The 13,289-nt window shown below is 72.4% G+C and carries 15 protein-coding genes; 8 read left to right on the top strand and 7 right to left on the bottom strand.

Annotated elements, in window-relative coordinates; all coding sequences use genetic code 11:
• Positions 1-13: 13 nt before the first annotated feature.
• From VF612_RS05765 to allB, 3 genes are read right to left on the bottom strand one after another with little or no spacing between them, the layout of a single operon-like run.
• On the bottom strand, positions 14-1,231 hold the full coding sequence (locus VF612_RS05765; RefSeq protein ID WP_408658896.1) for a DUF6986 family protein: 1,218 nt from the start codon (positions 1,229-1,231) through the stop codon (positions 14-16).
• 9 nt (positions 1,232-1,240) lie between these two features.
• Positions 1,241-2,341, bottom strand: coding sequence for an allantoicase (alc, locus tag VF612_RS05770; RefSeq protein ID WP_408658897.1), 1,101 nt, complete (start codon positions 2,339-2,341; stop codon positions 1,241-1,243).
• A complete protein-coding gene (gene allB / locus VF612_RS05775) occupies positions 2,338-3,690 on the bottom strand; it encodes an allantoinase AllB (protein ID WP_408658898.1) in 1,353 nt (450 codons plus the stop codon). Before allB ends, alc begins: the two co-directional genes overlap by 4 nt.
• A gap of 79 nt (positions 3,691-3,769) precedes the next feature.
• Here allB and uraD point away from each other — a divergent pair, with 79 nt between their 5' ends.
• The 8 genes from uraD (at position 3,770) to VF612_RS05815 (ending at position 11,274) form a co-directional block, all read left to right on the top strand.
• Positions 3,770-4,288: a 2-oxo-4-hydroxy-4-carboxy-5-ureidoimidazoline decarboxylase gene (gene uraD, locus VF612_RS05780; protein WP_408658899.1), complete on the top strand. Its 519-nt coding sequence runs from the start codon at positions 3,770-3,772 to the stop codon at positions 4,286-4,288.
• 142 nt (positions 4,289-4,430) lie between these two features.
• The gene (gene uraH, locus VF612_RS05785) at positions 4,431-4,745 is read left to right on the top strand and encodes a hydroxyisourate hydrolase (protein WP_408658912.1); all 315 of its coding nucleotides are present in this window, start codon (positions 4,431-4,433) and stop codon (positions 4,743-4,745) included.
• 19 nt (positions 4,746-4,764) lie between these two features.
• Complete coding sequence (pucL, locus tag VF612_RS05790; protein WP_408658913.1) at positions 4,765-5,625, top strand: factor-independent urate hydroxylase; 861 nt, start codon at positions 4,765-4,767, stop codon at positions 5,623-5,625.
• An 82-nt stretch (positions 5,626-5,707) separates the two neighbouring features.
• Entirely contained in the window at positions 5,708-6,577 is an 870-nt protein-coding gene (locus VF612_RS05795; RefSeq protein ID WP_408658900.1) for an FAD binding domain-containing protein, read from the top strand.
• Positions 6,568-7,050 carry a (2Fe-2S)-binding protein gene (locus VF612_RS05800; RefSeq protein WP_408658901.1) on the top strand — a complete coding sequence of 161 codons (483 nt, stop codon included), beginning with the start codon at positions 6,568-6,570 and terminating at the stop codon, positions 7,048-7,050. Before VF612_RS05795 ends, VF612_RS05800 begins: the two co-directional genes overlap by 10 nt.
• Positions 7,047-8,396, top strand: a complete 1,350-nt coding sequence (locus tag VF612_RS05805; RefSeq protein ID WP_408658902.1) for an 8-oxoguanine deaminase — start codon at positions 7,047-7,049, stop codon at positions 8,394-8,396. Before VF612_RS05800 ends, VF612_RS05805 begins: the two co-directional genes overlap by 4 nt.
• Positions 8,393-10,636 carry a xanthine dehydrogenase family protein molybdopterin-binding subunit gene (locus VF612_RS05810; protein ID WP_408658903.1) on the top strand — a complete coding sequence of 748 codons (2,244 nt, stop codon included), beginning with the start codon at positions 8,393-8,395 and terminating at the stop codon, positions 10,634-10,636. The genes VF612_RS05805 and VF612_RS05810 overlap by 4 nt, the downstream gene beginning before the upstream one ends.
• The gene (locus VF612_RS05815; RefSeq protein ID WP_408658904.1) at positions 10,633-11,274 is read left to right on the top strand and encodes a hypothetical protein; all 642 of its coding nucleotides are present in this window, start codon (positions 10,633-10,635) and stop codon (positions 11,272-11,274) included. Before VF612_RS05810 ends, VF612_RS05815 begins: the two co-directional genes overlap by 4 nt.
• On the opposite strand, the gene VF612_RS05820 is transcribed toward VF612_RS05815, so the two are convergent.
• The 4 genes from VF612_RS05820 to VF612_RS05835 all read right to left on the bottom strand — a co-directional run.
• Positions 11,265-11,522, bottom strand: a complete 258-nt coding sequence (locus VF612_RS05820; RefSeq protein WP_408658905.1) for a Txe/YoeB family addiction module toxin — start codon at positions 11,520-11,522, stop codon at positions 11,265-11,267. The genes VF612_RS05815 and VF612_RS05820 overlap by 10 nt on opposite strands.
• Positions 11,519-11,764, bottom strand: coding sequence for a type II toxin-antitoxin system Phd/YefM family antitoxin (locus VF612_RS05825; protein ID WP_408658906.1), 246 nt, complete (start codon positions 11,762-11,764; stop codon positions 11,519-11,521). Before VF612_RS05825 ends, VF612_RS05820 begins: the two co-directional genes overlap by 4 nt.
• Before the next feature lie 59 nt (positions 11,765-11,823).
• Entirely contained in the window at positions 11,824-12,591 is a 768-nt protein-coding gene (locus tag VF612_RS05830; protein ID WP_408658907.1) for a 3-oxoacyl-ACP reductase, read from the bottom strand.
• Positions 12,592-12,622: 31 nt separating this feature from the next.
• Positions 12,623-13,289: FadR/GntR family transcriptional regulator (locus VF612_RS05835; RefSeq protein WP_408658908.1), on the bottom strand; the 667-nt coding region annotated here is incomplete at its 5' end.

The raw sequence follows: 13,289 nt of genomic DNA on the forward strand, positions 1-13,289 counted from the left end.
GGCAACCCTACCGTCAGCTGTCACCGGCCGACGGGGGCGACGGCTGGATCGCCGGCTCGTCCGCGATCGCGCCACAGGCCACCCCGCGCGCCAGGTAATCGGCCAGCGCCCGCGCGGTGGCCGGCTCGTCCGCGATGCCGGTCCGCAGCCTGGCCTGATAGGCCGCCAGCCGGGCCCGGGCCGCGGCCAGGCCGTCGGTGAAGAACCGGAAGGTGGCCGCGTACCGGCTGGCCAGCTGTGCCGGATGCAGGTCCCAGCCCTGGTAGAAACCGCGTTCCAACGAGCGCCGGACGAGGTCGGCGTGCAGCTGCCAGGCCTGCCGGACGGCGGCGGTGTCCCCCACCGGCAGGACGTTGGTCGAGCCGTCCGACACCGGGATGCCGGTCTCGGCCGCCGCGACCTGCAGCACCGCCTTGGCGTGATCGGCCGCCGGGTGCGCCATCGACTGGAACGCCGCGGCGATGCCCAGCGAGGCGCTGTAGTCATAGGTGCCGTAGTGCAGCCCCGCGCACCGCCCGGCCGCGGCCGTGATCATGGGTGCCACCAGCACGGCGCCGTCTGGGCCGAGGATCGCCTGCGGCGTCTCGATCTGGATCTCGAACCGCAGCTGCCCGCCGGCCAGGCCGAACCGGGACTCCAGCACCTCGCAGCACTCGACCATCGCCTGCACCTGGGCCACCGAGCTGACCTTGGGCAGGGTGATCCGGAAGCCGGCCGGCAAGGGCGCCTGCTCCAACAGCGTCTGGAGGAACAGCGTCAGGGTGCTCAGGCCGCGGCGGCGGACCGCCGGCTCCAGCGACTTCATCCGCAGCCCGGTGAACGGCGGCGCGGCGCCTGTGCCGACCAGCTCCGCCAGCGCGGTGGCTGCCGCGCGGGCGGCGGCGTCCTCGGTCTCGTCCGGACGGACCCCGTAGCCGTCCTCGAAGTCGATCCGCAGGTCCTCGACCGGCTCCCGGACGAGCTTGGCCCGGACCTTGACCTGCTCGGATTCGTCGAACCCGGGCAGTGGGCCGTGCTCGTCCAGGGCCCGCAGCGCGGCCCGGCCCCACTGCTGGGGCGTGTCGGCCGAGAACCGGTCGGCGGGGACGTAGGCGGTGTGCACGGGTTGCCGGTCCGAGGACGGCCCCGGATAGCGGCTGGCCCGCTCGGCGTCGTCGCCGGCCAGCAGCGCCTCGACCCGGCCGGCCAGCTCGGCGGCCAACTCCGGCCCTGGGAAGCCAGGCGGCTGCATCGGCCCGGCTCAGTCGAACAGCTCGTGGTCGGAGATGCCGGCCGCGACCTCGTCCGGCAGCAGCGCCAGCCAGCGGCGGCCGAGCTCGGCGCGCGCCTCGGCGGTCAGCTCGCCGAAGACCCGGAACCGGGCGATGCCGCCGTCGGGGTAGACGTCCAGGCGGACCCGGCGCACCGGCGTCGACGAGGCGATCTTGAACACGTGCTCGGTATCGGGGGTCAGGCGGGTGCGTGGCAGCAGTCGCTCGCCGGTCTCGGCATCGCTGAGCATCGCCGCGCCGGGAGCGTTGCCGACGAAGCGGGAGGTGTCGATCACGACCGAGTGCAGCGTGCCGGCGCCGGCCAGCTCGACCTCGATCCAGTCGTTGCCGCCGTCGCGACGCCGGGCGTTCTCCCAGCCGTCGGACATCACGCTCGAACGTCCCGGGGCCAGGGTGTTCGCCGGCGCGGAGTAGAACCAGTTGCTGCAGCTGAGGATCCGGCCGCCGTTCAGGGCGGCGGCCAGGTCCACCCGGCCGCCCAGGAACCGTGGATCGCCGATCGGCTCGCCGTACACCCGGAACCGGGCCACCCCGCCGTCGGGGTAGATCCGCAGCCGGACGTGGCTGCTGAGGTGGTCGGCGACGAAGATCGGAAAGCTGTTCTCGGTGTCGCCGGCCAGTTCCGACTTGGCCAGCAGCGGCGTCCAGCTGGCCGCGCACAGCTGCTCGGCGGACGGGTAGTCGAGCAGGGTGGCGCCCTCGACCGAGGCGTACGGCGGGAAGTTGCCGGTGAAGTGGCTGGTGTCGATCAGCACTCCCCGGACGATGCCAGGCGACGCCAGCCGCAGGATCACCTCGTCGCTGACGGACCGGTTGTTCCCAGGCCGGTCGATGGCAGCCGAGCCGGTTTCGGGCGGGCGGCGGCGGCGGGTCTCCCAGCCGTCGTAGACCTTGCCCCGGGCATCGAAGGCCACCGGGTCGTGCTGGGCCGGGCCCGCGCTGATCAGGTTGTGCGCGCTGGCGAAGAAGTCGTCGTTGCACCAGACCACCGAGCCGCCGAGCGCCCGGCTCGCCAGATCGGCGAGGGTGCGGAACTCGGGATGGGTACGGAGCTCGGGGTGGGCCGTCACCGGGCCGCTGCCCGGCGCAGCAGCCGGCCGCGCGGGGTGCGTCCATCCACCCGTGCGCCGGCCAGCCAGGTTTCTCGTACCACGCCGCGCAGCCTAGCCCCGGCGTAGGGCGTGACGGGATGCCGATGCCGCAATTGGGACGGATCCACCACGAACTCCTGCTCCGGGGCGAAGACCGCGAAGTCGGCGTCGTAGCCCGCGGCGATGACGCCCTTGCCGGCCAGGCCCGCCAGCCGCGCCGGGGCTGCGGCCATCCAGCCGGCCAGCTCGGACAGGGTGTGGCCCCGGCTGCGGGCTTGGGTCCAGGTCACCGGCAGGGACAGCTGGACCGACGCGATGCCGCCCCAGGCCGCGGCGAAGTCCCCGGTGTCCAGCCGCTTGAGCTCGCCGGAGCACGGCGAGTGGTCGGACACCACGCAGTCGATCAGGCCGTCCGAGAGCGCCTGCCACAACCGCTCTCGATTGGCCTGGTCCCGGATCGGCGGGCAGCACTTGTACTGCGTCGCCCCGTCCGGCACCCGATCGGCGTCCAGGCTGAGGTAGTGCGGACAGGTCTCGACGGTGACCGGCAACCCGTCGCTGCGGGCGGCGGCGATCAGGGGCAGCGCGGCGGCGCTGGACAGGTGCACCAGGTGCGCCCGGCACCCGGTCCCGGCCACCGCGTCCAGGAACCAGCCGATGGCCGCGGTCTCGGCCTGATCGGGCCGGGACTCCAGGAACGCCCGGTACCCGCGTCCGGCCGGTTCGGGCGCCGCGGCGATCACCGCCGGGTCCTCCGCGTGGGCGATCAGCAGGCCGTCGAAGGCAGCGATCCGGCGCATCGCCGACCTCACCCCGGCCCGGTCCAGCGGCGGGAACTCCGGCACCCCGGAGTCGAGCAGGAAGCACTTGAAGCCGGTGACCCCGGCACGGTGCAGGTCCGCCAGGTCGCTGTTGGCCGGAACGCTGTTGGCTGGAACCGCGCCGCCCCAGAACGCCACGTCGACGTGCACCCGGCCCTCGGCGGCCTGCTGCTTCACCTGCAGCGCCGCGAGGTCGACCGTCGGCGGGATGCTGTTGAGCGGCATGTCGACCACCGTGGTGATCCCGCCGGCCGCCGCGGCCGCGGTGGCCGAGTCGAACCCCTCCCACTCGGTCCGGCCGGGCTCGTTGATGTGGACGTGCGAGTCCACCAGGCCGGGCAGCAGCACGCAGTCCTCGGCGATGAGGATGTCGTCCACCACGTCCGGGCCGGCCGGGGCGTCGATGCTGTCCACCGAGACGATCCGGCCGCCGCTGACCCGGACGGCGCCGGGCCGCTCGCCCTCGGGCGTGACGATGCGCCGGGCCCGCAGCACCAGATCGGTCATCGCCCCATCCAACACCGCAGCCATCCGGTCGGCATCGCGCTAGGTTGGGGCGAGGGCATGGCGCGAGGGGGTGGTGAGCGTGGACCCAGCACATATCGGCCCGATCGCGGTGGCCGAGTTCGATGCCGCGCCGGCCGCCGACGCCGCCGCCGAGCTGATGCCCTGCTGCGCCAGCAGGCGGTGGATCTCGGGCCTGGTGAGCGGCCGCCCGTACGCCCGGCTGGACCGGCTGACCGCTGCCTCGGACGCCCTGCTGGCCCGGCTGGACTGGGCGGAGCTGGAGTCCGCGCTGGCCGGCCACCCGCGGATCGGCGAGCGCGCGAGCAGCAACGGCCGGTCCGACGGCTGGTCCCGGCAGGAGCAGGCCGGCGCCGCTGCCGCCGCCGACCAGGTGCGCCAGGAGCTGGCCGCCGCCAACGCCGCCTATGAGCGCCGCTTCGGTCATGTGTTCCTGATCTGCGCCACCGGGCTGTCGGCCGAGGCGATGCTGAGCGCGCTGCGGTCCCGGCTGGCCAACGACCCGATCGCCGAGCGCGAGGTGGTCCGTTCGGAGCTGGCCAAGATCGTCCGGCTGCGGTTGGCCAAAGCCTTCCGGTGAGCTGACCGGTGCGGATCACGCCACGCTGTGCCAGGCTCACCACCCATGAGCGAGCATCGAGCGAGGCGCGCGGGCCAATGGCAGGGATGAGCGCTCGCGCGAGGACCCGGGAACGACTTCTGACCGAGGATCGCCCGTGAGCCTGTCCACCCACGTCCTGGACGCCGTCCACGGCCGGCCCGCGCACGGCGTGCCGGTCCGGCTGGAGCACCGCGGCCCGGGCGGCTGGATCGCGCTGGCCGAGCGGGTCACCGGCGCCGACGGCCGGATCGCCGACCTGTCCACCGGGCTCGCGGCCGGCAGCTACCGGCTGGTCTTCGACACCGAGAGCTATCTCGGCCCGCAGGCGTTCTATCCCGAGGTGGTCATCTCCTTCCGCGTCGAGGGCGCCGGCCAGCACTACCACGTCCCGCTGCTGCTCAGCCCGTTCGCCTACTCGACCTACCGGGGCAGCTGATGGCCGTCCTCGGGAGCAGCTGATGGCCGTCCTCGGCGAGAACCGGTACGGCAAGGCCGAGGTCCGGGTGGTGCACGTCGACCGCAGCCGGCAACCGCACACGATCCGCGACTGGAACGTCTCGATCAGCCTGGCCGGCGACATGCGCGAGGTGCACCTGTCGGGCGCCAATGACCGGGTGCTGCCGACCGACACCCAGAAGAACACCGTCTACGCGTTCGCCCAGCGGCTGGGCAACGTGGAGCCCGAGGTGTTCGCCCTGGCGCTGGCCCGGCACTTCGTCGACGATCGGGCGGGCATCAGCCGCGCCCGGGTGCAGCTGGACAGCTACGGCTGGAACCCGATCGGGCCGCACTCGCTGGCCCGGGCCGGCGGCGAGATCCGCACCGTCACCGTGATCCAGGACGAGCAGTCGGGCAGCTGGGTGCTCGGCGGGTTGCGCGAGCTGACCCTGCTCAACACCACCGACTCCGAGTTCTGGGGCTTCGCCCGCGACGAGTACACCACGCTGGCCGAGACCACCGACCGGATGCTGGCCACCAGCGTCGAGGCGCGGTGGCGGTTCCGCAGCGCGGACTGCGACTGGGCCGCGGCGCACGACAAGGCCCGGCAGGCGCTGCTGGACGCGTTCACCGGCACCTACAGCTACTCGCTGCAGCAGAGCCTGTACGCGATGGGCTGCCGGGTGCTGGCCGAGGCGCCGCAGGTGTGCGAGGTCCGGCTGGCGTTGCCGAACAAGCACCACTTCCTGGTCGACCTGAGCCCGTTCGGGTTGCCGAACGACAACGAGGTGTACCTGGCCGCGGACCGGCCGTACGGCCTGATCGAGGGCCAAGTGCTGGCCGAGGACGCCCCCGAGCCCGGCCCGGCCTGGTCCTGACCGCCGAGCGCGGACCAGCTCAAGGGGTGCGCGTTTCGCCCTGGTCACGACTATCGTCGCGAGCAACACAAGGGGGTGAGCGGTGGACTTCCTGCGACCGGGATCGTGGGCCGAGGCGGTGGCGGCCAAGGCCGAGCAGCCCGCCGCCGCCCCGCTGGCCGGCGGCACCGACCTGATGGTCGAGATCAACTTCGACCGCCGCCGTCCCGAAGCGCTGCTCGACCTCAACCCGATCAGCGAGCTGGCGGACTGGGCGGTCGAGGACGGCCAGCTGGTCCTGGGCGCCACGCTGCCCTACGCCCGGGTGATCACCGAGCTCGGCGATCGGCTGCCCGGCCTGGCGATGGCCTCGCGCACCATCGGCTCGCCGCAGATCCGCAACCGTGGCTCGATCGGCGGCAACCTCGGCTCCGCCTCGCCGGCCGGCGACAGCCACCCGGTGCTGCTGGCCCTGGACGCGACCGTCGAGGTGGAATCGACCCGGGGCAGCCGGCTGATCGGAGTCGACGACTTCTACCTCGGGCCCAAGCGCTCGGCGCTGGCTCCGGACGAGCTGATCCGCGCCGTCCGGATCCCGGCGGGTTCCGGACCGTGCCAGTTCGCCAAGGTGGGCACCCGCAACGCGATGGTGATCGCGGTCTGCTCCTTCGCCGTCGCCCTGCATCCGGCGACCGGCTCGGTACGGACCGGCATCGGCTCGGCCGCCCCTACCCCGGTGCGGGCGCGCGACGCCGAGGCGTTCCTGGCCGGCGAGCTGGCCGCGACCGGTCACTGGGAGTCCCGCGCCGAGCTGCCGGCGGGCATGGCCGCCCGGTTCGGCGAGCTGGCTGCCGGGGCCGCCGTCCCGATCGACGACGTCCGGGGCACCGCGAGCTACCGGCGGCAGGCGCTGGCCGTGCTGGCCCGGCGGACCCTGACCTGGGCCTGGCAGGAGTACCGCGAATGCGCCTGAACACCACGGTGAACGGTGAGGCCCGCCAGGTCGATGACGTCTGGGAGGGCGAGAGCCTGCTGTACGTGCTGCGGGAGCGGATGGGCCTGCCCGGCAGCAAGAACGCCTGCGAGCAGGGCGAGTGCGGCTCGTGCACGGTGTACCTGGACGGCGTCACGGTCTGCGCCTGCCTGGTCGCGGCCGGCCAGGCCGAGGGGCGCGACGTCCGGACCGTGGAGGGGCTGACCGCGGGCGCTGACCTCGACCCGATCCAGCAGGCCTTCATCGACGCCGGCGCGGTGCAGTGCGGTTTCTGCACGCCCGGCCTGATCGTGGCCACCCATGACCTGCTGGCCCGCCGGCCGCATCCTGAGGTGGTCGAGATCCGCGAGGCGCTGGCCGGCAACCTGTGCCGGTGCACCGGCTACCAGCAGATCATCGAGGCGGTGCAGGCCGCCGCGGCGAGCCGGGACGCCGGGGCAGGCTCGCCATGATCGTCCTGGAGGGCGGCCACGTCGCCACCGTCGATGCCGCCGGCGCCGAACACACCGACGGGCACGTGGTGATCGACGGCGCCTCGATCGTCGCGGTCGGCCCGGGACCCGCCCCGGACGAGCTGCGGGCCGGCGCGCAGCTGCTCGACACCACCGGCTGCCTGGTGACCCCGGGCCTGGTGAACACCCACCATCACCTGTACCAGTGGCTGACCCGGGGCATCGGTGCGGACAGCACCCTGTTCCAGTGGCTCACCGAGCTGTACCCGATCTGGGCCCGGATCGACGCCGACACCGTGCACGCGGCGGCCTCGGCCAACCTCGGCTGGCTGGCGCTGTCGGGCTGCAGCACCAGCACCGACCACCACTACGTCTTTCCCAAGGCCGGCGGTGACCTGCTCGAGGCCACCATCGGCGCCGCACTGGAGATCGGGGTGCGGTTCCACCCGTGCCGGGGCTCGATGGACCTCGGCCAGTCCGCCGGCGGACTGCCGCCCGATGAGGTGGTCGAGGACCGGGAGGCGATCCTGATCGCCACCGAGGCGGCGATCGACCGGTGGCACGACGAGTCCCCGGCGGCTATGACCCGGATCGCGGTGGCGCCCTGCTCGCCGTTCTCGGTCACCGCGGAGCTGATGCGCGAGGCCGCCGAGCTGGCCCGCGGCAAGGGCGTCCGGTTGCACACCCACCTCGCCGAGACCGCCGACGAGGACGAGTTCTGCCAGCGCACCTATGGCCGAACCCCGGCCGAGTACCTGGCCGACCTGGACTGGCTGGGCCCGGACGTGTGGCTGGCGCATTGCGTGCACCTGCCCGACTCCGCCATCGCCAGCTTCGCCGCCACCGGCACCGCGGTGGCGCACTGCCCGACGTCCAACGGCCGGCTGGGCGCGGGCAGCGCGCGGGTGCGGGACCTGATCGACGCCGGGGTGCCGGTCGGGCTGGGGGTGGACGGCTCGGCGTCCAACGAGGCCGGCCGGCTGGTGGACGAGCTGCGCTCGGCGATGGTGACCGCCCGGCTGCGGGGCGGGCCGCAGGCGCTGACCGCCCGGGAGACGCTGCGGCTGGCCACCATCGGCGGCGCCCAGTGTCTGGGACGGGAGTCCGAGCTCGGGTCGCTGGAACCCGGCAAGCTGGCCGACGTCGCGGTCTGGCGGCTGGACGGCCTTGGCCTCGCCGGCAGCGTTGACCCTGTGTTCTGCTGGGCATTCTCCTCCTCGGCGCCGCTGGAGCTGCTGCTGGTCAACGGTCGCGGCGTGGTCGCCGAGGGCACCCTGCTGACCGCCGACAGCGGGCGGCTGGCGCGCGAGGCAGCAGCCGCGAGCGCGCGGGTGGCGAGCCGATGAGCACCTCCTCCGCCACCCGGAGCACCGTCCTCGCGGGCGGCATCGGCACCAGCCCGGTACGGCCGGACGCGAACCTGAAGGTGCGCGGCGAGTTCGCCTACTCCTCGGACATGTGGCTGGACGACATGCTCTGGGGCGCCACCCTGCGCAGCCCGCACCCGCGAGCACGGATCGTCTCGATCGACCTCACCGACGCGTTGAAGACCGTCGGGGTGTACGCGGTGCTGACCGCCGAGGACGTGCCGGGGCAGAACCGGTACGGCCTGGAGATCGCCGACCAGCCGGTGCTCGCCGACGGTCAGGTGCGCTACCAGGGCGAGCCGGTGGCGATCGTGGCGGCCGACCATCCGGAGATCGCGCGGCAGGCCTGCAAGAAGATCGTGGTCACATACGAGGTGCTGGCGCCGATCGTCGATGCCGTGGCGGCGAGCCGGCCGGATTCGCCGCTGGTGCATGACGATGCCATCCCCGGGCACGGCATCGAGGGCAACGTGCTGCGCTCGGTGCATATCGAACGCGGCTCGGCCGACGTGACCGCGGAGGTGGTGGTCACCGGCGAGTACGAGGTCGGCATGCAGGATCAGGCCTTCCTCGGGCCGGAGTCCGGGCTCGCCGTCCCGGCCGAGGACGGCGGGGTGGACCTCTACATCGCCACCCAGTGGTTGCACGCCGACCAGAGCCAGGTGGCGGCCGCGCTCGGCTTGCCCCCCGCGAAGGTGCGGTTCACCCTGGCCGGCGTGGGTGGGGCGTTCGGCGGCCGCGAGGACGTCTCGATGCAGATCCATGCCTGCCTGCTGGCGCTGCGCACCGGCCGGCCGATCAAGATGGTCTACAGCCGCGAGGAATCCTTCTACGGGCACGTGCACCGGCATCCGGCGCGGATGCGCTACGAGCATGGCGCCGACTCCTCCGGACGGCTGGTGTACGCACGGGCGTCGATCGTGCTGGACGGTGGCGCCTATGCCTCGTCCTCGACCGCGGTGGCCGGCAACGCGGCGACCCTGGGCTTCGGCCCGTACGACATCCCGAACGTGACCATGGACTGCCTGGTCACCTACACCAACAACCCGCCATGCGGGGCGATGCGAGGTTTCGGCGCCGTTCAGGCCTGCTTCGGCTACGAGTCGCAGATGGACAGGCTGGCCGAGGCATGCGGGCTGTCGCCGGTCGAGCTGCGGCTGCGCAACGCGATGAGCGAGGGGTCGGTGATGCCCACCGGCCAGTTGGTGGACTCCGCGGCGCCGGTCGCCGAGCTGCTGCGCCGGGTCCGCGACGCCGCGCTGCCGCCCGAGCCAGAAGGCCCGCGCGATGTGCGTGAGCTGCCCGGCGGGGTGTCCAACACCACCCACGGCGAGGGCGTGGTGCGGGGCGTCGGGTATGCCGTCGGCATCAAGAACGTCGGTTTCTCCGAGGGATTCGACGACTACTCCACCGCACGGGTCCGGCTGGAGCTGCTCGGCGACACCCCGGTCGCGTCGGTGCACACCGCCGCCGCCGAGGTCGGCCAGGGCCTGGTCACCCTGCTGCAGCAGATCGTGCGCACCGAGCTCGGGGTTTCCCAGGTCACGGTGCTGCCGGCCGACACCAGCATCGGCTCGGCCGGCTCCACCTCGGCGTCGCGGCAGTCCTACGTCACCGGTGGCGCCGTGCAGGCCGCCTGCCAGGCGGTGCGGGACCGGCTTGCCGAGCGCGGCGGCCGGCTGAGCGACGAGCCGATCGAGGAGACCGTGCAGTGGCGGCACCGGCCGACGTCCCCGATCGATCCGGTGACCGGTCAGGGCAACGCCCACGTGCAGTTCGCCTTCGCCGCGCACCGGGCGGTGGTCGACGTCGACACCGAGCTCGGCCTGGTCAAGGTGGTGCAGCTGAGCGCCGCGCAGGACGTCGGCAAGGCGATGAACCCGCAGGCCGTGCTCGGCCAGATCCACGGCGGCACCGCGCAGGGCCTGGGCCTGGCGCTGATGGAGGAGATCCAGGTGCACGAGGGCAAGCTGCGCAACCCGTCGTTCACCGACTACCTGCTGCCGACGATCCTCGACATGCCGCCGATGCTGGTCGACGTGCTGGAGCTGGCCGATCCCCATGCGCCGTACGGCTTGCGCGGCGTCGGCGAGCCACCGACGATCTCCTCGACGCCGGCGATCGTGGCCGCCATCCGGGCCGCGACCGGGCTGGCGTTGAACCGGGTGCCGGTACGTCCGGAACACCTGACCGGCACGGGTGGCAGAGGAGCGGGATGACGGCTGAGGAGGAGGCGGTACGGGACGCGTTGGACTACCTGCAACGCGAGAGCCACCAGCTCAGCAACGCCGGACGGGCCCTCCTCGCCCGGATAGAACAGACGGTCCTCCTCGCCGTTGCCGCGCTGAGCGTGGCGACGGTCGTGGCGGTGACTGACCAGCACTGGGCGCTGGCGTTGGTCCTGCCGTGGCTCGGTGTGCTGCTGTGGGCCATGGTCCTGGTCGCCGCGCACCAGATCTGCGTGCTCGCGGCGGCCCGCAGCATGATCGAGGACCAGATCGAGCAGCTCCTGCCCAGGATCCGGCCGGCCATCCGGATGGTGGGCTGGCAACGCGGCGGCGCCAGGTTGGCCCTGCGCAGCGCGAGCCACCTCTTCGCCCTGGCCCTGGTCGCGAGCATGGGGCTCGCTGCCTTCGTCCTGTGCTTCGTCCTCGCGTGGTTGAAGGCTCCGTCCTGGCGCTCGGGGATCGTGATCGAGGCGATCGCCTTCCTCGACGTCCTGGCGCTGGCCGGCTTCGCGACCTGGAAGGTCTCCCATTCCTACGAGTCGGCCCGGGAGTCGATGCAGCGGCTGCCTGACCTGGTGCCCCACCTGCCGGTTGCCCGACGACGCAGTCGTGATGCAGGTCAGGAGTAGTGGTAGCGCGCCTGCAACACGACGACGTCCTCACCGTCGACCAGGTACACCAGGCGGTGCTCGTCGCTGATCCGGCGCGACCAACTGCCGGCCAGCGCATGACGCAACTGTTCCGGCTTTCCGATACCCGTGAAGGGGTCGCGTAGCACGTCATCGAGGAGCCGATTGATCCGCTTGAGGATGTTGCGATCAGCTGTTTGCCAGTAGGTGTAGTCCTCCCAGCCGTGGGAGGTGAAGACCAGCCTCACGGCAGCAGCGCACGCTCCTGCCGGTCGCCGTTGACCGCCTGCTGGAGGCTCTCGAGCAGGCGGCGGGCGTTGGCCGGTGAGCGAAGCAGATGCGCGGTCTCCTCCAGCGCGTCGTAGTCGGCCTTCGACATCAGCACCGCGTCACCGCGCCGGGAGGTGATTTCGACAGGCATGCGATCGTCGTTCACCTGCTCGATCAGCGGAAACAGGTTCTTGCGCGCGTCGCTCGCGGTAATCGCCATGCCGACCTCCTCTGTGGTACGAGAAATGGTACCACTCAACGGACAGAAGTGGCTCCCGACTAGACGGGGGTGACGTAGGCGCCGGAGATCCCGCCGTCCACCAGGAACTGCGACGCGGTGATGAAGCTGGACTCCTCCGAGGCCAGGAACAGCACCGCGTTGGCGATCTCCTGCGGTTCGGCGAACCGGCCCATCGGAATCTGCACCAGCTGCCGTTCCGCGCTGCCGGGATCGGAGTCGAACAGCTCCTGCGCCACCGGGTTGCTCACCGGCCCCGGACAGAGGGCGTTCACCCGGATGCCGTCGCGGGCGAACTGCACGCCGAGCTCGCGCGACAGCGACAGCACACCGCCCTTGGACGCGGTGTAGGAGATCTGCGAGGTGGCCGATCCCATCACCGCGACGAAGGAGGCGGTGTTGATGATCGAGCCGTGCTTGTGTTCGAGCATGTAGCGCAATGCCGCCTGGCAGCACAGGTAGACCGACGTCAGGTTCGCCTCGTGCACGTGCCGCCAGGTATCGAGGTCGGTGCTCAGGATGGACCCGTCCTCCAGCGGCGAGATCTCGGCATTGTTGAAGGCGATGTCGATGCTGCCGTGGGTTTCGAAGGCCGTCCTGAACAGCGCCTCGACCGAGTCGGGGTCGGTCACGTCCACCGCGACGAAGGTGGCGCCGAGCTCCTCGGCGAGCGCGGCGCCGGCCTCGGCGTTGACGTCACCGAGAACCACCTTGGCGCCCTCGTCCAGGAACTTCTTGGCCGTCGCGAGCCCGACGCCGCTCAAGGCACCGGTGATGACCGCGACCCTGCCCTGTAACCGTGTTCCCATGTCCACCCTTCGGTTCTGCCCGTTCGGTGGATCATTCCAGCAACGGCCGCAGCAGCGCCGCCGTCGTGTCGCAGTGCTGCTCCATCGCGGTCCGGGCGGCCAGCGGATCACCGGCCAGGACGGCAGCGACCACGGCCTGATGCTCCCGGTGCGAGTGCTCGATGGCGCCCGGCAGCCCCGGCGCCCGGCTGAGCAGGGAGTCCAGGCTCGACTGCACCCGGGTGACGGCCTCGATCAGCATCGGCGACCCGCTCAGGGTGGCCAGGGCAAGGTGCAGCCGCGAGTCGGCGATCCGGGACGCCGGGCCCGGGTCGGCCACGCGCACCGCCGCCTCCGACCCGGCCAGCCAGTCCCGCTGGTCGGCCGTCAGCTCCCTGGTCGCGGCCAGGTAGGCAGCACCCGGCTCCACCACCCGGCGGTAGTCCAGCGCATCGACCAGCTGCGGGCGCCGGCGACGCAGCTCGGCCTGGTCCATCGGCTGCGCGGCGCTGCCGGCGTAGATCACGGTGGTGCCTCCGCCGCGACCGCGACGGGTCTGCACCATGCCGGCCTCGCGCAGCGCCGCGATCGCCTCCCGCAGGTTCACCCGGCTGACACCGAGCTTGGCCGCAAGCTCGCGCTCCGGTGGCAACTGCTCGCCGCAGCCGAACACACCCAGCCGGACGGCCGCATCCAGCCGTTGCACCGTCGAGGCGAAG

It is taken from the genome of Jatrophihabitans sp. (genome assembly GCF_036388195.1).
GTDB lineage: Bacteria > Actinomycetota > Actinomycetes > Mycobacteriales > Jatrophihabitantaceae > Jatrophihabitans_A.

What these genes read in the sequence shown, in the direction of transcription:
- VF612_RS05810 (WP_408658903.1), top strand. Translation starts at nt 8,393, where the DNA reads ATGAGCACCTCCTCCGCCACCCGGAGCACCGTCCTCGCGGGCGGCATC.
- VF612_RS05815 (WP_408658904.1), top strand. Translation starts at nt 10,633, where the DNA reads ATGACGGCTGAGGAGGAGGCGGTACGGGACGCGTTGGACTACCTGCAA.
- VF612_RS05800 (WP_408658901.1), top strand. Translation starts at nt 6,568, where the DNA reads ATGCGCCTGAACACCACGGTGAACGGTGAGGCCCGCCAGGTCGATGAC.
- allB (WP_408658898.1), bottom strand. Translation starts at nt 3,690, where the DNA reads ATGACCGATCTGGTGCTGCGGGCCCGGCGCATCGTCACGCCCGAGGGC.
- VF612_RS05825 (WP_408658906.1), bottom strand. Translation starts at nt 11,764, where the DNA reads ATGGCGATTACCGCGAGCGACGCGCGCAAGAACCTGTTTCCGCTGATC.
- VF612_RS05805 (WP_408658902.1), top strand. Translation starts at nt 7,047, where the DNA reads ATGATCGTCCTGGAGGGCGGCCACGTCGCCACCGTCGATGCCGCCGGC.
- VF612_RS05830 (WP_408658907.1), bottom strand. Translation starts at nt 12,591, where the DNA reads ATGGGAACACGGTTACAGGGCAGGGTCGCGGTCATCACCGGTGCCTTG.
- VF612_RS05765 (WP_408658896.1), bottom strand. Translation starts at nt 1,231, where the DNA reads ATGCAGCCGCCTGGCTTCCCAGGGCCGGAGTTGGCCGCCGAGCTGGCC.